This window comes from Acinetobacter sp. YH01010 (assembly GCF_013420775.1).
GTDB lineage: Bacteria > Pseudomonadota > Gammaproteobacteria > Pseudomonadales > Moraxellaceae > Acinetobacter > Acinetobacter amyesii.
This window is the reverse complement of sequence record NZ_VOYF01000002.1, coordinates 247,162-266,003: the sequence shown is the minus strand read 5'-3', so window position 1 is coordinate 266,003 and position 18,842 is coordinate 247,162. Positions and strand designations below refer to the sequence as shown.

Sequence of the window (18,842 nt, the reverse complement as noted above, 5' to 3'; positions counted from 1 at the left end):
AGTTATCCTCAAACTTATCCACAAAGCAACTTATTGTTTCAGCGTGAATATTTTTATCTTTTTCGTGCTTTTTCACGTTTTAGCCACAACCTTTTCGCTCAATATTGCATCGAGGTTTTGAATGAATGTATCCGCCGGCTTCCAGTGATATACCCCACGATCGGACTGTCCATCCATACCACGAAGATACAGATAACTCGCCCCACCCAAATGCTGCGTCATATCATAGTCTTTCATCACGGCTTTCAAATAACGATGCAGGGCCACCAAATATAATGCAGCCTGCAACCAGTAACTGGAATGACTCATACTTTCTCGAATATAGGCATGATCATAATGTGCGGTCTGATCGCCTAAGAAATTACTTTTATAATCGGCAATGTGATAGCGCTGACCATCAAAATACACCAAGTCAATCGACCCCGTCAGATAGCGTGCTGTAAACACATCATTCAAATCTTGTATTTGTAAATCTGGCTCTTTTAGGCTTTCAAATAGCATGCGTATTTTACGTATCGCCAATGCACGATCTGCCATACTCAAATGAAAATCCATTTCCGAACGATATTCGCCATCGTTTAACTGATGCAAGCTAAAACCATCATGCAATGGTGTATGAATAATTTGACTGTACCATTCCCGCATTTCTTCAATCAGTTCAGCTTCATCTTGCTCAGGGTTTGCCGTTTGCCCGAACTGCTTCATCAAGTTTTGCAACATTTGCGGCGAATCAAACTCAACATCACTATGAAAACGTGAAGCGATGGCTTTGGCCAACTTATCTTCTGGGGTGCTAAATCGAACTTTTTCCATCAACTTGTGCAAGAAACTTCCGGGCTTGGTTCCCTTTGGAAAATGCCGTTTAATCCAACTAATTTTCTCTGCCGTTTCTGCTTCAATAATCTCAAGCTGTTCAACTTCATCGGCAGCACTGTCTTCTTGTTCGGTCATTGCCGCTGCCAGTTGGTCACGTTGTATGTGCGCCTTATGCGCCGTGCGCGTGAGCGCGGTAAAACTGGTGGTTTCCCGTGGATAAAAATGGCTATTGGGAATCTCTTCCGCCTCTAATACAACAGCTTCAACCTGAGTCTGAGTCAACATCGGTGGTGCTGCACGCAAGACATCGGCATCCACACTATCTGCATGTTGGAACAGATCCGGTTCGCTTCCACGCCAAAATGTCAGTCCTGAACGTGCTTCTGCCAATTGTTTCTTTTCGACCTCATGATGACGTAGCACGGCATAAACACGATAACTGGCACGGGTCAACGCCACATACCACAAGCGATGGTGCTCTGCTTCATTGCGCGCATCATTTTGTTGAATATCATCTTCGGGTAAGTCCGAAGACTTCACGGCAATCACACGTTCTAACCCAAGGCTTTTTTGCTGATTGTCTTTAAGGGAAAAATTCAAATTGCCTTTTTCACTTAAGCCCGCATTTGCTCCCAATAAAAACACACAACCAAACTCTAAGCCTTTGGATGCATGAATCGTCATCAGTTGCACCCCCAATTGCCCGGTCAATTTTCGCTCTTGGGTGCTTTCATTATTGATGCCTAAATTGATTTGGCGAATAAACCATTGATAGAGCTTATGCGCACCGGTGTAGTGTTCACTTTGCTGACTTAATAATTCTGCGATATGGCGTAAATTCACCACTGTGCGTTCATTATCTCGACTTTGTCCAGCCACCAACCGCGTCCACACCTGAAAGACCGTCATACAGCTATTCCACGCGCTGCGGAATCCTTGCTCATTCCAAATTTGTCGGACCTGTTCGAGTTTTTCGATGATTTCACTCAGTCCATCCGCTTGCTGTTCGAGTGCGACCAATTGTTTCAGATCAAAACCCAATAAACGGCTCAGTAGCGCACGTTTCACCTTGGCTTCTTGATAAGGATTTAAAATCGCCGTCAGCAAAGCGGCAACGTCTTGTGCGACGGAACTTTTATAGACACTGTCCCGAGATGCTTTATAACAAGGAACGCCCAGCTGCAATAAACATTGCTGTACTTGCTCTAAGTCGAAATGGTTTTGCCCCAAGACCGCAATATCGTTTGCTGTCAGTGCTCGCTGGGTATTATTGTCTTGAAAATATAAATGTCCTTGCTGAGCTTGGTTGAGCAAGGACTGAATCTGCCAAGCCACTTGCTCTGCTTCATTTAGCGTTTCATCCAAAGCCAACCAACGCAGCGGTTGTGGATTGACTTGCTCATGATCAATCAGCGGCGGATGCTCACGCTCACCTGCTTGAATTGGGGTGTATTCAACTTGCTCACCAAAGTCCATTTGCCGATGAAACAAGGCATCCACCACTTCAACCAAGTTTTTGACTGAACGATGGTTTTTGTTCAAGGTATAACAACGCCCACCCTTGGCTTGAATATCATGACGCGCTTTACGATAGGTCAGCATGTCACCGCCACGGAACCCATAAATCGCCTGTTTCGGGTCGCCGACCATAATCATACAGCCCTGATGTAAGCGCTCCTTGACCCGCCAAATGCTAGACAGCATGTCATCTTGATCTTGGTTGGTATCTTGAAATTCATCGACTAAAATCAGCGGATATCGTGCTAAAACATGAGCAGCAAAACTGTCTTTCCCTGCGGCTGAGCTTTGCTGTAAGGCTTCCGATAAGGTCCGAATTTGTTGTGAAAAGGTGGTTTCCCCAGCGTGGGACAACACTTGAGGCAAACGCTTTTTGACTTCCTGCGCCAAATAAAAATTCAGGTATTGTTCTGCTTGATTGATATGTTCATAAGCGCTGAGCACCGCTCGGAGTTGTTGAACAAAAGCATGTTGATAAAACGCTTTTGAGACATCAGGCTGCTCTTCAACGACTTTGTCTTTAAAGACACGTGGCTTAAATTCAGTTTTATTCGGATCATAAAACAATGAGCGAATGGCTTTCATTGTCTGTTGTAACACATCGGACTGAGTCAAAACCCCTTGGCTACCCGCTGCTTCAAAGTGCTGTAAAAACTCGGGAATGCGTGTATTAAAGGTAACAAAGAATGCACCTTTATTAAAACGTCGAGCGTCCACCAAGTTTTTATAATGACTTCCTGCATCAAAACACGCTGCAAGCTCTACACGAGCGGCAGGCAGCATTTGCGCAAGCTGATGACACATCGCTTCAAAATGCGCCAAAGCATTTTCGGGTAATTCAGGGACGCGCAAATCCACCGATGGGAAATTTAGACTTTCCTTTACCACGCCCAGATAATATTCAGGACCTTTCAACTGATGATTCAACATCAAATATTCAATCAAATGTGCAGGCTGCTGCTGGATCCAATCTCTTAATAAATCATGAATGATCCGTTCAATATGCAGGTCTTCATCATCACTGATTTGCACCTGTTCGATACGACCACTTTCAAAGGCAAATTCACGTAATAACTTTTGACTAAAGCTGTCTAAAGTTCCGACAAAGAGTTCTTCATATTGTTGTAAGACCACGTTCAGACGATTGTAGGCATAATCTAAGTGATGCCCATGATCTTTCAGCACTTGCTGATACAAGGGGTCACTCAAACTTTGCTGAAGTTCGGCCAACTCACCTTGAGATGCCGCGAGCAGGCCATAAATAAAGTCACGGGTTTCTTCAATCCGCAGTCGTACCCGCGCTTTGAGTTCCGCTGTGGCTTTACGTGTAAAGGTGGTGGCAATGACCTGATTTGGCATATAGCGATCGAGAAAAATCCGCACCATCAGACTGGAAAGCGTATAGGTTTTCCCAGTACCCGCAGAGGCTTCAATCCAGTGCAGTCCGGTAAAGCTCATGTCTGCAATCGGGTTGGTGGACATTTTCATCGCTTGCTGTGGCATATTCATTTTTTCACCTCAGGCTTGATGACATTAAGTTTTTTTAGGCCGTCATCCGCCTCGGTATCCATCACATGATATAAACGTTCTGCATAATAACGACAGGACAATGCCAGAAGTTCATCTGCCGCTTGTTGCTGTAAAATAAAGCTCCAATCACGATGGTGGCTATTGGCTTCATTCGACTCCAACTCCACTCCACCAAAACTATGATTTTTCAGCCATTCCTCTTGAAGCTTTGCAAAATTATCAGGCATGAGTTGGCCTGTTTCATTTTCCACCCAAGTGCATTTTTCTTGGCGAATTAAGGCAGCAGGCAGCACCACAGGACGTTTTTGTGCATGTTTCCACATCGCCACCCATTCACTGAGCTGCAGCTTGGCTTGTGCAGAGCTTAATCCACAACAGACTATGCTTTTATCATTACAAATCACTTCACGACGATACGTCGCGCCCTCATCGCCTAAGTCTAAATAGCTCAACCACAGCAGATATTCGAGCCAGGTTTGCGTCTGACGCTTAGGCTTTGCCCCAGACGCCATACAGCTTAACCAATGCATACTCTGAGAGTCTTCAGGCACGGTGATACTCAGTATCAAATGCGGTTCAAGCTGTAAGTTTTGTAAGGTGGTCGCGGTTACACGGCGTCCATCCAAACGCTCTAATAACTGTGCCTGCTCTTGCAAACTGAGCTTCCAAGTCGCTATTTGACTATGTCCCACAGGCAGTACATCTTGGAACAAGGCCATATCCGGTTCAGTTGGAGTCGTAGAGTTCTGATCCTCTGTTTGATCGACACGAGAGGCAGGTTGCACATAATGCTTTTGCAATAAGTCACGGACATGATATTGCTGTAAACGGTCGAGCAATAAAGGCTCTTGCTGTGGTAATTGGTCACCGGTATAGACACTGGCCACGCCAAGCGTTTTCAAATATGCACGAGCTGGAAACACCACATCTTTAATCCATTCCTGACCATCCAAAACCCGTACTTCTTGTTCATCATGCACAGGATAATCACGGTTAATCCACGATTGGCGTTGACCAGACTGATCTAAAATATGTTCCGCCACAGCAAACCATTGATCTTTATATCGTAAGTTTTTCGACTGCTGAAAACCCATCGGGTCAAAAGGCTGCAAAGGATAAATATGGTATAGCGGCTCGAGCTGCTGTGGAATGCGTAAGCCATCCAAATCCAGCATGGCATCATGGGGTTGGTTCAATTGCTGCGGCTGAATCATCCGTGCGAGGAACTGGCTAAATTCATATATCACAGAGGATGGCTCCCGACTTTCACCATCATTGACATCAAAGCCATTATAGAAAATCCACAAGGACTGTCGGGCAAATAACAAGGCATCTAGAAATGCACCTTTATCATCTTCCAAACGAGAGCGATCACCCAAAACCGGTTTAAACACATCCATCAAATCAAAAGGCACTTGCTGATCACGACGCGGAAATTTGCCGCTATCCATGTTCATTAACACCACCAATGAAAATGGGACTTGGCGGATTTTCCCCATGTCCGCAAAGGTCACTGATCCTGTCGGTTCGATCTGATCGGCAGAGCTATCGATGCCTTGTTGTATTTCTTTGAGCAGCAAAGATAATGGCAAATTAAAGCTGTTTGGGAGCGACTCAACTTTATCACTTTGGGCATTATGCAGACGTTGCGTCATCGCACGCATCACACTGCGAATGGTTTCAAATGCTCGACCACTGGCTTCCACAAAAGGCTTTAAATCTGCATCTAATTGTTGCAACCACACTTTGACCGTCTGTGCGCTGAGATTTGGATTGAGCCAATCTCGACGCGCACTGATATCTCGGTAGATCTGAATTAAAGTTTGCACCAACTCAAAATCACTACTCAACACCCCTGCAAAACTTAACGTGTCCTCAAATACGGCATGTTGTGGAATCGCAATCCCTAAAGCCAAACGGTCTAATGCAAATTTAAAGGTATAACGATAATCTCGGTCTTGCTCGGACAAATAAGCCAACATGTGCTGTTCGTCTAAACCACGACGGAAACCGGCTTGAATCAGCAGTTCCATCATACGTTCCATTTGCACATGGTCGAGCTGATACAGTTCTTGCACCGCATTCAAATTCAGCCAATCATGAAAATCTTCTGCGGTAAAACGACCTTGACTAATTTCAATGCGTCCAACAAAGGCTTGCCATGCATTTTGAATATCTTGACTGACCACCCCTGCAATTTTGACTGGGATATAAGGTAAATCCACAGCACTGCGACCCATGCCTCGAGTCGTCGAAAAGACCGTCCGAATATGCGGTTCCAGTTCTTTTAAGTTTGGCACCAAGACCAAGATATCACTCGGATGGCGTGGCTCTTGTTCCGTGCCATCGGCCAACCAATGCACCAACTGTTCACGTAAAACCTCTAACTGACGCAGGCTAGAATGACAGACATGAAATTGAATCGATTCATCTGCCCCCGCGAGTGCATATTGATGCTGCTCGGGTTCTTCTAAGGTCATGATGTCATATTGAATTTGAGCGAGCAGTGTTGTCGGCTCGGTGTCTGGAAAAATATCTTCCCAGCCTTCGCCACCAGACATATTCACCAATAATGCAAAGTTATCCCGCGCACGTTTACCTAAACGCGTCAGTAATGAATGCTGAGATTCACGAAATTCCGCATTGGTCGTACTCAGATAGGCCTGAATTTGTGCCGTGCTGACATTGGGATTTCGCTCAATATAACGCTGTTGTAATTTCAAGTTATAACGATCTTTCCATACGGGATCGACCATGTCTGCCCAATACTCACGCGATGGGTTGAAATACAACAGATGCACTTCGGTATACGCTGCCAAGCGATATAAAAATTTCAGTTGTGCAGGGGGTAATTCTAAGGTCGTAAAGACGAAAATCTGTTCAGGCAAACCGTTATAGGTTTGGTGACGCTCATCATCATCGCGCTCATCATCCTCAGCATCCAAATCAAATTGCTGCTGCCGATTTTGCTCAGCATGCGCCAAGGCAAACCAAAATTTATTGTCTATTTCCTGACGGTCATTAAAGTCTTTTTGGAATACTTGATGCCACAGCCAACGCTGCCAATGCTCCAGTTGTCGAGCCTGAGTCGGTAGATATTCATCAGCTTGTTCAGGTTTCAGACCTGTAAGTTGCATAATATTTAACGGCTGGTTATAACTCCACGCTTTTAGCCAGTCAGTATCGCAATGTGGACAAACCCAGTGCTCAACACCTTCATCTGGGGTATGAATACAACTGCCACGAAAGGCCATGTAGTTGGTAAAAAGCCGAGTGACTTGAGCAGCGATCCAATACAACATTTCTTGCCGCTTTTGCTCACGTTTTTTTCGATCTGAAAGCTGTGCTGTACTGTCAAAAATACGCTGGACTAAGGGCTGCACATCTGTCGGCATCTGTGCAGCATCAAACTGATCAGCCGCAATAAAAACCGCTAAAACATTATAAATACGCCATTGCATAATCAACGGCGGCATGTTGATACCTTTAATCCGCTCACGGTCTTGTTTATTCGGCAAGGCCCAATCGTAGGCTTTCCACTGCAGCCCTAAAATTTTACGATGATGCTTAATATTGGCACTAATACTGATTTTTTCAGCAATTTGCTTTTCTAACCATGCAGCAATGGCTTGATCGGGCACCACGATATGTCGTTCTTGCAAGACGGACAAAGCATTGGTCGATTGATTCGATTTCAATTTTTCGATTAGACAATCCACCAAAACTTCGATTCGTTGACTTTGAATTACATGTATTGCCATGGATTACCTATACAGCCTGCGTGACCAACTACTACAAAACAACAATGATTATTTACTATACATCTTGGGCTGTCTATGCGACTTTGACAAGAGAATAGATTGCAAAAAATGCTTTTAAACAAGTATCTTAATGATATTTTATGAGAAAAAAACCAATCCAGTATCAAGGGTATCTGCTTATGAAAATTGATAACATTCCTGATTCCATCGACCCTAACTTAAATCTGGAAATTATTCGCGCTGAATGCTTAGAGCTTGTGAAAAAACGTGCTTATTTTTCAGCAGGTGCAGCCATTATTCCTGTGCCATTTTTGGATGTGGTGATTGACGTCGGAATTTTGTCGCAGCTCATTCCAGAAATTAATGCGCGTTTTGGTTTAGCGCCAGATCAAATTAGTGTGTATGACCCGAAAACCAAACAGATTCATTGGACGGAACTGCGTAAACGTGGTGTCGAATTTTCAGGCTTAGTGGTTGCACGAACCGCGATGAAAAAATCGCTGAATAACATTGCAGCAAAATATATTACCAAACAAGTGACCAAATTTATTCCACTAGGTGGGCAATTGGTAGCAGCCAGTTTGGGTTATATCGTAATGAAAAAAGTCGCTGAAACCCATGTGGAAGAAAGCTACCAATTAGCGAAGCGTATTCAACAGAAATTTCCGAACCAACCTGTCCCAACGCCGAATAATGGTTAACGGAGCGATGTCTAGCAAATCTATAAGATTTAATAATCAAAGTGATCTAAACCATAGATCTGAAGATTAAGTAAATCTGAAAATGAGCTAGTTTTGAAAATGAAAAAAGCCACGAATATCGTGGCTTTTTTCATGCATTTAATCTGCTTTCAATTGCGCCAAGATCGTCTCTAGCACTTGTAAGCGCGCACTGTGCTTGTCATTGGTGGCGATCACATGCCACGGCGCATATTCTGTATCCGTGCGTTGCAACATATCTGCGGCAGCTTTGAGATAATCATCCCAACGGTCACGATTCCGCCAGTCATCTGGAGTAATTTTAAAACGCTTATGCGCGGTTTCTTCTCGGGCTTTAAACCGTGCAGCTTGCTCATCCTTTCCAATGGCTAACCAGAACTTGATGACAACCGTTTGACTGTCATATAAGTCCTTTTCAAAACGGTTGATTTCATCATAGGCTCTCTGCCATTCAACCGTATTGGCAAAGCCTTCAATTCTCTCAACCAAAACGCGACCATACCAACTGCGGTCAAAAATCGTGATCTTTTCTTCAGGGAGAATTTTATTCCAAAAGCGCCATAAGTATGGACGGCGTAGCTCATATTTTTCGGGTGCTGCAATGGTATGAATTTCATATTCGCGTGGGTCCAACTTTTTGACGATGCGTTTAATTGCCCCGCCCTTTCCTGCGGCATCCATTCCTTCAAAGACGATCACCACATTGCGTGAATCAAAACGTAAAGCTTCAGCCACCTTGCGGCTTAATTTTTTTAATTCTTTTTTATAATCAGCCTCATCAGCCACGACAGTGCTGGGTTCCAATAACGCCTGTGGTGTTTTGGCTTGTTTCCAGCGCCCCACCGCTTTGGTTTCATGTGCTGGACAATGTTTTAAAGTGCGTAAAATATGCTGTGCAAATTGTTGATCACGGACTTGCTCATCTTCACAGTCGATGATGACCCAGTCATGACTAAAACGCTGACGTAAACGTTGTAGGTTGTCATATTGTTTTTTATTGCGCCAATCTAAACCATGCAATTTATGCCAACGCGCTTCACTCGGGTCCATTTCATCCAAGCGCTTTTGTAAGGATTTCCAAGATAAATCGAACCAGACCTTAATCACATCGACATGATTATTTTTTAGGTCTTGTTCATAGGCTCGCATGTTCTCGACATATTCATCAAATAAGGTTTCATCCAAAGGCTTCGACACATGCATGGCGGTACTGAGCAAATCACTGTACCAGTTTCCAAACATCACCATGATTTGCCCTTCGGCAGGAATAAACCGTGCATAAGACTGCCAAAACGTTTGTTTTTGATTAAACATGATCGGGGCATCCGCTTTCACCCTTAAGTAGCGTGGATCGACCCATTCGCGGAGCTGTTTGACAGCCTCTCCCTTACCCGCAAGCTCGATTCCACTCACTAAAATCAACATGCTTTTGGCATTGGGCTGACGGCTGGTATTTTTCAGTTGATACTGCGCTTCAATCAGCTCAACCGAGAGTTGTTCTTCATCCATCAATTGAAATTCTGTTTCTTTTAAGCTCATGGCGGACCCTTGGTTTTATTCTGTTTTGAGTATAACCATGCCGTTCATCACACAACAATGCTTTCATGTATGTGCTGAAATGCAAAATATGACCGTTTCTGCAACAAACTGACTCAGATTGACCTGTAATTTCGTCACTTTGTCATAGCCCTAAGCTCCAACACCCACTAAGATTCAAACATCTAAAAAATAATTGAGACACTCAATGTCCAAACTTGCGGTATTAGATGATTTACTTGAACTGTATTACCAGTTGAATTACCACAAAAAGCCAGAAATTTTACAGCGTTTACAAGATGTCCAACAGTGGCAAAAACAGCGCATGCAACGTACGCATGCTGTGCAATTTGCTGAAAAACACAATGTACTGATGTCTGAATATTTTATTAACCGTTTATATGGCGGTCCTGATTTTGATGCATTAGCTGCACAAATTGCACGTCTCACCCGCTATGCGCATAAAGCAGAAAAACTAATTCCAGACAATGCCATTAAGACCGGCACTTCGGGCGTACAACTTGCGATATTGGCCGTACAGCTTGACGAACAAGTGGCCATTCAATTACTGGAAGATTATCCAAATAATCCAACCCTGACCGATGAAATGATGCGCCAGACCTACCTCAAGCTCGATCAGGGCAAAGACCGCATGTTGCAACTGCAACTGTTAGACGATTTAGGTCGTAATTTAGATAAATATATGCGCTCGTTTATGGTCTATACCGCCTTTAAAATGTGTAAGGGCGCAGCAAACAAATACAACTTCGAAGTGATGTACGACTTTATGCAAGATGGCTTCTTGGCGATGAAACCGCTCAAGTCAGCAGAAAAATTTGTCCGCGAATTTACCGCTGTAGAACGCCAAATCGTTGACCGTGTACATGCCGGTGACCCGAACCCGTTTCAGCCTGCGGCTTAACAAAACTCACATCCCACAAAGCCCATGTTTGATATAAAACAAACTGGGCTTGCAAGACTGAATTCAGATTTTTTATAGGGGATTTGCAAAGCAATTACAGCAGACCCTTATTTTTTCTGTATATTATTCACAACAAATGCAAATGACTGCTGTATAACAACAGAGAATCTGTCATCATGCTTGCAAAGCAACATTAACCCTATTTATAAGTTAGGAGTGACTCTAATGTCTAACGAGAATCAAACGCCTGCCCCTACACCTGAGTCGGCACAAAATACAGACAAAGTGAGTCCATTCTTAACTGAGCCTTTACCACAAGGGACAGCGCAAGGTCAGCAACAATCTTTAGAACAACGTCTGACCGACACACCTGTGACAGGTTCAGTACCCAAATATAATCTGCCACGTGGCGCGAATACTGGTAACGTTGGGGCAACCACGCACTTTGGTTATCAAACCGTGAGCAGCGAAGATAAAGCACAAAAAGTAGCGGAAGTTTTCCACTCAGTGGCTGCAAAATACGACATCATGAATGACTTAATGTCATTTGGTATTCACCGTCTATGGAAACGTTTTGCCATTAACATGTCTGGTGTACGTCGCGGTCAGCACGTCCTAGATATTGCAGGCGGTACTGGTGACCTTGCCAAAGTATTTAGCCGTGAAGTTGGCCCGACAGGTCATGTGGTGCTTTCAGACATTAATGAATCGATGCTCAATGTCGGTCGTGACCGCCTCATTGATGCTGGTTGTACCAATGTCGATTTCGTTTTGGCCAATGCTGAAACTTTAGAACCTTTTGCAGACAACAGTTTTGACCTATTGACCATTTCATTTGGTCTACGCAACGTGACTGACAAAGATGCTGCACTAGCTGCCATGTACCGCGTACTTAAGCCAGGTGGTCGTTTACTGATTTTAGAATTCTCTAAACCGGTATTTGAACCTTTCTCAAAACTGTATGACTTGTACTCATTCACTGCATTACCGATCATGGGTAAAATCGTAGCGAATGACTCTGAAAGCTATAAATACCTTGCAGAATCAATTCGTATGCACCCAGACCAACGTACTCTTAAAGGTATGATGGAAAATGCGGGCTTCCAAAACTGTGATTACCACAACTTAACGGGTGGTATCGTGGCTGTACACCGTGGTTTCAAACTTTAATACTGCAGGCTGAACTATGTGGTCGATTCTCGCACTTGGTGCAGTTGAACGCTTAATTCATCATGTCATTGATTTGGATGCGATTACCCGCATCCAACTGAATGAATTGCAAGGCAAAATGCTTCGTGTGGTGATCGACTCACCACAGTTGTCGGTGGATGTGTTTTTTGACGATCAGAAAGTTCGCTTAGAACCGACGCCAACAGGACATACTGAAACCGCATCCATCTTTGAGCAACGCCCTTTCGAGCAGCAGTCAAACATAACTGAAGCAACGGCGACCTTACATGTCAAAACGGTCGTCGAGCTCCTCAAACTGCTGTTGGCTGAAGATGTCGGCAATATTCCATTGCAAGGTGATTATCACTTATTGCAGGATATCCAGCGCATTATGCAGCAAGCTGAGCCTGATTTAGCTTCGCATCTAAGCCCTTGGATTGGTCCAAGCCTTGCGCATGAAATTGGTAAGTTACAACTTGCACCCAAACATCTCAAACGTACTTTACAAAGCCATTTGTTCTTTGCTGAAGACGCGTTAAAAGAAGATTCAGGCTTGCTTGCCCCACGCTGGCAAATGGATGACCTGAATCAAGACACCCGAATTTTGAATCAAAATCTGGACCGTGCAGAAGCAAAAATTCAGCAGCTGCACAGCCAAATTGACTCATTACAAGACAACACTTAAGACTAGGTAATTGCATATATGATTCCGCACGTTTCACGTTTACTCGACCTTTGGCGCATTGCTGCGCACTATAGACTCGACACGTTGTTTCCTGCGGAAGAATTACCGGAAAAAGCCCGTCATATTATTTCCCTCATTCGTATACATCCTGCAGCACGTTTAAGTAAAGAACGTAAAAATCCACTGAAGCTAAAACAAGCTTTAGAAGATATGGGACCTTTGGCCATTAAACTCGGTCAATTACTGTCTACCCGTCGTGACTTGATTCCACCTGAAGTTTTACAGCAATTGGTGCTTTTACAAGACCGTGTAAAACCTTTTTCAAATGACGTTGCCAAAATGCGCATTCAGGAATCACTCAAAGCCGATGTTAATACCTTATTTGCACGCTTTGACGAGCAACCTTTAGCCGCAGCATCTATCGCACAAGTGCATACTGCTGCACTGCATGATGGTCGCGAAGTCGTAGTGAAAGTGGCTCGCCCGAATATTCGCAATCAAATTCTGCATGATTTTGAAATATTAGAGTGGCTTGGTCAGTTCCTTGAAAAACGCCTAGAAGCCGCTCGTGCCCTGCATCTATCTGAAATTATTCAAGACTACCGTCAAATTATTCTCAATGAATTGGATTTGACTTTAGAAGCGGATAACACGCGTCGTATGCGTCATTACTTCACCGGTTCAAGCATGATGTACGTGCCTGAAGTCTATATGGACAGCCGTGATGTCATGGTCGAAGAGCGTATTACGGGTGTACCAATTTCAGATATTGCGACCTTTGATCGCTTGGGCATGGATCGTAAAGATTTAGCCGAAAAAGGGCTCACCATTTTCTTTACCCAAGTGTTCCGCGACAACTTCTTCCATGCAGACATGCATCCGGGGAATGTCTTCGTCGAAACCATTAATCCAAGCAATCCACGCTTTATTGCCTTGGACTGCGCGATTATGGGTGAGCTTTCAAAGCACGACCAAATGACCGTAGCACGCATGCTGCTTGCGGTTATGAACAGCGACTTTATGCAACTGATTCAAATCGTGCATCAAGCGGGTTGGATTCCACCGGGTACAGATCAAGATGCCTTAGCACGTGAAATGCGTCGTACCGTTGGCCCAATGGTCTCTAAACCAATGCATGAATTGGACTTCGCCGGCATCCTGATTCAAGTGATGGATATTGCGCGTCGTTTCCATTTAGAGATTCCGCCACAACTGATGTTGCTGCTCAAGACCTTGGTCCATGTTGAAGGTTTAGGAACTGATCTCTATCCTGAATTGGATATTTGGAGTTTGGCAAAACCAATCCTCACCGATTGGATTAAAGCGCAAATGAATCCGCAGAAAAACTTAAAAGAACTCGGGCAAAAAATTCCAGACTTACTTTTAGGTGCGCAAGATTTACCAACGCTGATGATCGACAGCCTGAATGGTTTAAAAAATCAGTCGGCTTGGCATGCCAAACAACTGAATGAACTGCAAAGCATGCGCCTGCAAATGGAACATCAGCAAAAACGTAGTTGGGTTTTTGGCAGTATTATGGCCATCTTCCTCTCCATCGCGATAATTGCGCCATGGTATGTTTCCATCGTATTAATTGCACTTTCAAGCTTACTTGCCATTTGGCGTGTGTTTAAATAATCTGTGTTTAAATGATCTTGATGTATCCATAGCTCCTTTAAGCCTTTTGACAATAAAAGGCTTAAAGCCATAAAAACAAAAAATTCAAAAATTTAAATAAGGCTGAACGCCATGTCATACAGTTATTTAGGGGTACTGTATGGTCGAAACCCTCTCCGAGCATGTGCAACGGCCTTGCTGTATAGTTTTTCGACCCTGCTCGATGTGTTGGTTCAATTAAATATGCACATGCCTTTTCTAAACTGGCAACCGCCAGCCAACACCACCCTGTATCGGATGCAGCATAGCGCTACATTTTGGTGGATCATTCTCTTTAATGCACTTCCCTGTTTATTCCTACTTTGTTTGCCACAGCAAAAGCTGATGGCGGGGTTAAATTATTGGTTATTAGCTGGGGCCGTGATTTTTATCATTAACCTATTTGCTTGGGCGGTCTTTCCAATGGCGACATGGGCAATCGTCTGCCTCAGTTTGTTTCAATTGCATCGGCATAACGAACAACTATTACAGCATTCCTGAGAGACGCCCTGATATGACTGAGAAGTCATTTGTCGGAAGTTTCAGCCATTGGGTCTGTGCAAAAACGCACTAGAATAATTCTACGACTGTATTTTAAGCGACTACCATGACTCAAATTTTGCAAAAAAGACCGCCTGCGCTCAATATCCGTGCTGGCCATTTAGCCCGCCAACTGATTGAACAAGAGGGTTTAAACGCTGCTCAAGTGGATATCCTGCCCGGTGCTGCGGGTGGTCCGAAAGGCATTGGTATTCAAGGTTTAGATCAGGCGATTTTTGCTGACTTTTTGCCACGCGCGCAACAAAAGCGTACTTTAATTGGTTCATCGATTGGCAGTTGGCGCTTTGCCAGTATTGCTGCTGGGGGAGCCATTGAAGGGACGAAACGCCTCTCTGAGCTGTATACCAATCTGAGCTTTCATAAAAAGATGAGCCGTCAAGAAGTCAGCGATGTGTGTCGTGGCATGCTGATCGATTTGATTCAAGGTCAAGAAGCGGCACTGGTTAATCACCCGGATTATCACCTCACTGTGCTTTCAGTCAAAGCTCAGCATATTTTCCAAAGTGATAAAGCCCTGCCGCTGTTAGCCTCTGTCGCAGGGATCGTGGGCACGACAGCGCTCGCACGTAAACACAGTCGTTATTTCATGCAGCGTGTAATTAGTCAGCCTGTGTCAGGTCATCAATTTACCGTGGCGGATGATGGCTTTACCACGCATTACCATGCATTGACTCAAGACAGTGTCATGCCGTGGCTTATGGCTTCTGCATCTATTCCCGGTGTCATGGCCGCGATACGTGATATCCCTGATGCGCCACAAGGCAGTTACCGCGATGGCGGCCTGATTGACTATCATATTGACCTACCCTTCCAAAGTCAGGGCATCGTGCTGTATCCACATTTCACGGATAGCATCACCCCAGGTTGGTTTGATAAATTATTTAAACGCCAAGCCAATCCTGAAAATCAGGCGCGTACCCTGTTACTGTCACCTTCACAAGAATACCTTGCAAGCTTGCCGCTTGGCCGACTGCCTGACCGTAAAGACTTTACCCTCAAAGGCTTAGACTACCAACAACGCATTAAAATGTGGAATCAATGTGTGGCTGAAAGTCAGCGTATGGGCGATGAGTTTTTGGAGTTGGTTGAAAAGCAACATTTCCCAGCAGTCATGCAAGCACTCTGAGCGTTACAGTAATCTCTTGCGAGGGACGCTATAATCCTATTTCAAAATTTTGAGCTTATTTAGTATAGATTTATGCGGATATTTTTAACTGTTTTGCAGTATGCCTGCATCGCTTTTGCACTTTTCCTTGTTTATCAAGTGTCAACCGCCTTGATCAGCGGCCAATACGATTTAATGGAAGTGGTGGCAGATGTTGGTACGATTTTAATTTGTATCGATTTGGCGGTGTTTTTATTTACCAGTAATGCAAAACAAGGCATTAGCATCGAAGACTATGCGAAACAATTGGAACAAAAGCCGTCAAAATTGGTATATGTGACCCGTAAATTGGGACATTTCGGTATTTTGCTGATCATTACCAGTTGGATCGTACCGATGATTCGCTAGTGTATTTTAGTTCAATAAAAAGGATCATCATGTGTTCATGATGATCCTTTTTTTATGTCATCCGATTTTATTTATCCGAAGAAATTAACCCGTCCAGTTTTTACATCATACACCGCACCAACGATCGCCACTTTGCCTTCTTGCACTAACTGCCGTAGCACTTCACTATTTTGTAAAATGTAGCGGATGTTGTAATGCACATTCATTTGCGTCACTTGCTCTAAAAATGCCGGACTCAGCGTTTGTGGTTGCATCAATTCTGCAACACGAGTCACAGACTCATTGAGCGGCCCCAGCACATATTGAATATGTGGCATACGCGTCAGGCTCTGAATCGATTGACCGGCTAAATGCAACTGACAAGCACTACTAACCGCACCACAGTCCGTATGACCAAGCACTACGATCACTTTGGCGCCTTTGGCTTCGCAGGCAAATTCCAATGAACCCAAAACTTTTTGCCCCGCGACATTCCCCGCTATGCGCAAACTAAATAAATCACCAATTCCAACATCAAAAATCATTTCAGTCGGCGCACGAGAATCCATACAACCTAACACTGCCGCAATCGGATGCTGCCCTTCTTCTGCGGTCACCCGCAGTTGACGATAGATATCTCGTTGCAAACGCTCATTTTGTACAAAACGTTCATTGCCTGCTTTGAGCAAAGCGAGCACAGCCTCTGGCGTCAAACGTTGCTGTAAAGCTGCGGTGCTGATATCAATATCTAATGCTGCCTCCTGCGCATCGGCATAGTGTGCCTTGAAACCAATCAACTGCACTTGCACTTTACGCTGCACAGCCTTTTCCTGTTGGTACTCTTGAATGAGTTGGAAAATATCAGCATCCATATCACTCACATGTGTGGCATCAATCACCACTTGTTCACCGCGGCGAATATGTTCCAATGCCGAGATTAATGCCGAACGGTTAAGAAAACTAACTTGTGAAGGCAATTCAATCCGTGTAATCACCCCATGCAAATGATGCTCTTTATACACCTTCAGGCCCTTATTAAAATTGGCGTATAAAATGAAGGCCGCACTACTGGCTAAACCAATCAAGATTCCGAGCAATAAGTCTGTGAATAAAATCGCCAATAAGGTAATAATAAAAGGAATAAATTGTTTCCAACCTTTTAAATAAAGCTGTTTAAACAATTTGGGATGCGTCAGTTTAAAACCTGTGAGGATTAAAATTGCAGCTAATGCTGAAAGTGGAATCATGTTCATCAAAGGCACTAAACACAGCACGGCAAACAGGAGCAACACGCCATGAAAGATGGCAGAACATTTACTTTTAGCTCCAGCACTGGCATTGACCGAACTACGAACAATTACTGACGTCAGCGGCATCCCGCCTATAGCACCCGAAACGACATTGCCGATGCCTTGCGCCCATAACTCTCGGTTGGGGGGTGAAGAGCGCTTATGCGGATCCAATTTATCTGCTGCTTCTAAATTCAATAAAGTTTCTAATGACGCCACAACCGCCAAAGTGATAGCGCCCGTATAAATCAGAGGATTATTTAAAGCGGTCCAATCCGGAAAGATCATCACATTTTGTGGCTGATCCCAAAGGTTAGGAAGTTGGATGAGATTTGATGGATGAACTGCAAAAGACGAGCCACTAAGCACCAACACGGCATTACATAGTGCAGCAAGAACGACAGCAACCAAGGCTGAAGGCAAAACCCATTTTTTGCATGGGCTCTGCTCCCAAAGCAACATCAGTACAAGGCTACCGATACCGATCACAATGGCACCCACATCCCATTGCAAATTGAGCGGCTGTGACTGCCACAACACTGACCATGAAAATTGGTTCAAGCCAAACAGATAAGGCATTTGACTCCCAATCAAGATCAGCCCGATAGCTGCCAATAAACCCAATATGACATTGTTCGGAATAAAGTTGGCAAAGAAACCGAGCCTAAATATGCCAAATCCAATCTGTAAGATACCGGCAAAAACAATACACAATAAAAAGGCGGCATAGTTGCCGCCGAGTAGTTCAAGCTGTACCAAAATGACTGCTGTTAAACCTGCTGCTGGCCCTGCAACACTGATATGTGAGCCACTCAGTGCCCCAACTAAAATACCACCGACAATGCCGGCAATAATGCCAGAGAGAATCGGTGCGCCAGAAGCCAATGCAATGCCTAGGCATAGCGGTAAAGCCACGAGAAATACCACTGTTCCAGATAAAAAGTCGTGAATATGAAATCGATGTCGTTCAATTTTAGATGTCATCATTTTACCGTTTATAATAAATATCAAATAATTAGATGTAAGTATGTAAAACCTAAAGTTTGTGACCACTTTATGGCGTGACTTATATTGTCTGACAATCGAACGATTCTATAGTGTGTTTTGATACGTGATTTGTGTGATTTTTACACTTTATTGCGAAGTTTAAGATTCAGCTCATTTATCTTTGATAGGCCTTAAAAGAA

12 protein-coding genes are annotated in these 18,842 nt (G+C 44.1%); 8 read left to right on the top strand and 4 right to left on the bottom strand.

Annotated elements, in window-relative coordinates; translation table 11 throughout:
• Positions 1 to 72 precede the first annotated feature (72 nt).
• Both FTT77_RS03010 and FTT77_RS03005 read right to left on the bottom strand, forming a co-directional pair.
• Positions 73 to 3,843 (bottom strand): UvrD-helicase domain-containing protein, encoded by a 3,771-nt coding sequence (locus FTT77_RS03010; protein ID WP_180108810.1) that lies wholly within the window; start codon positions 3,841 to 3,843, stop codon positions 73 to 75.
• On the bottom strand, positions 3,840 to 7,625 hold the full coding sequence (locus FTT77_RS03005; protein ID WP_180108811.1) for an exodeoxyribonuclease V subunit gamma: 3,786 nt from the start codon (positions 7,623 to 7,625) through the stop codon (positions 3,840 to 3,842). Before FTT77_RS03005 ends, FTT77_RS03010 begins: the two co-directional genes overlap by 4 nt.
• 179 nt (positions 7,626 to 7,804) lie before the next feature.
• On the opposite strand from FTT77_RS03005, the gene FTT77_RS03000 reads away from it, so the two are divergent.
• Positions 7,805 to 8,326, top strand: coding sequence for a hypothetical protein (locus tag FTT77_RS03000; RefSeq protein ID WP_180007073.1), 522 nt, complete (start codon positions 7,805 to 7,807; stop codon positions 8,324 to 8,326).
• 138 nt (positions 8,327 to 8,464) lie between these two features.
• Here the strand turns inward: FTT77_RS03000 and FTT77_RS02995 are convergent, their stop codons facing one another.
• Positions 8,465 to 9,883 (bottom strand): phosphate--AMP phosphotransferase, encoded by a 1,419-nt coding sequence (locus FTT77_RS02995; protein WP_180007071.1) that lies wholly within the window; start codon positions 9,881 to 9,883, stop codon positions 8,465 to 8,467.
• A 205-nt stretch (positions 9,884 to 10,088) separates the two neighbouring features.
• Between FTT77_RS02995 and FTT77_RS02990 the strand changes: the two genes are divergently transcribed.
• The 7 genes from FTT77_RS02990 to FTT77_RS02960 all read left to right on the top strand — a co-directional run bounded on the left by FTT77_RS02990 (position 10,089) and on the right by FTT77_RS02960 (position 16,387).
• Positions 10,089 to 10,802: a hypothetical protein gene (locus FTT77_RS02990; RefSeq protein ID WP_180026789.1), complete on the top strand. Its 714-nt coding sequence runs from the start codon at positions 10,089 to 10,091 to the stop codon at positions 10,800 to 10,802.
• A 225-nt stretch (positions 10,803 to 11,027) separates the two neighbouring features.
• Positions 11,028 to 11,972, top strand: coding sequence for a bifunctional demethylmenaquinone methyltransferase/2-methoxy-6-polyprenyl-1,4-benzoquinol methylase UbiE (gene ubiE / locus FTT77_RS02985; protein WP_078189802.1), 945 nt, complete (start codon positions 11,028 to 11,030; stop codon positions 11,970 to 11,972).
• 16 nt (positions 11,973 to 11,988) lie between these two features.
• On the top strand, positions 11,989 to 12,657 hold the full coding sequence (locus FTT77_RS02980) for an SCP2 domain-containing protein (RefSeq protein ID WP_180002881.1): 669 nt from the start codon (positions 11,989 to 11,991) through the stop codon (positions 12,655 to 12,657).
• Positions 12,658 to 12,675: 18 nt separating this feature from the next.
• Positions 12,676 to 14,295, top strand: a complete 1,620-nt coding sequence (locus FTT77_RS02975; protein WP_180007065.1) for an AarF/ABC1/UbiB kinase family protein — start codon at positions 12,676 to 12,678, stop codon at positions 14,293 to 14,295.
• A gap of 111 nt (positions 14,296 to 14,406) precedes the next feature.
• Entirely contained in the window at positions 14,407 to 14,814 is a 408-nt protein-coding gene (locus FTT77_RS02970) for a hypothetical protein (RefSeq protein ID WP_180010239.1), read from the top strand.
• Positions 14,815 to 14,920: 106 nt separating this feature from the next.
• A complete protein-coding gene (locus FTT77_RS02965; protein ID WP_180108812.1) occupies positions 14,921 to 16,000 on the top strand; it encodes a patatin-like phospholipase family protein in 1,080 nt (359 codons plus the stop codon).
• Between the two features lie 72 nt (positions 16,001 to 16,072).
• A complete protein-coding gene (locus FTT77_RS02960; protein WP_078189807.1) occupies positions 16,073 to 16,387 on the top strand; it encodes a hypothetical protein in 315 nt (104 codons plus the stop codon).
• Between the two features lie 71 nt (positions 16,388 to 16,458).
• On the opposite strand, the gene FTT77_RS02955 is transcribed toward FTT77_RS02960, so the two are convergent.
• Complete coding sequence (locus tag FTT77_RS02955) at positions 16,459 to 18,639, bottom strand: SulP family inorganic anion transporter (RefSeq protein ID WP_180108891.1); 2,181 nt, start codon at positions 18,637 to 18,639, stop codon at positions 16,459 to 16,461.
• Between the last annotated feature and the right edge of the window lie 203 nt (positions 18,640 to 18,842).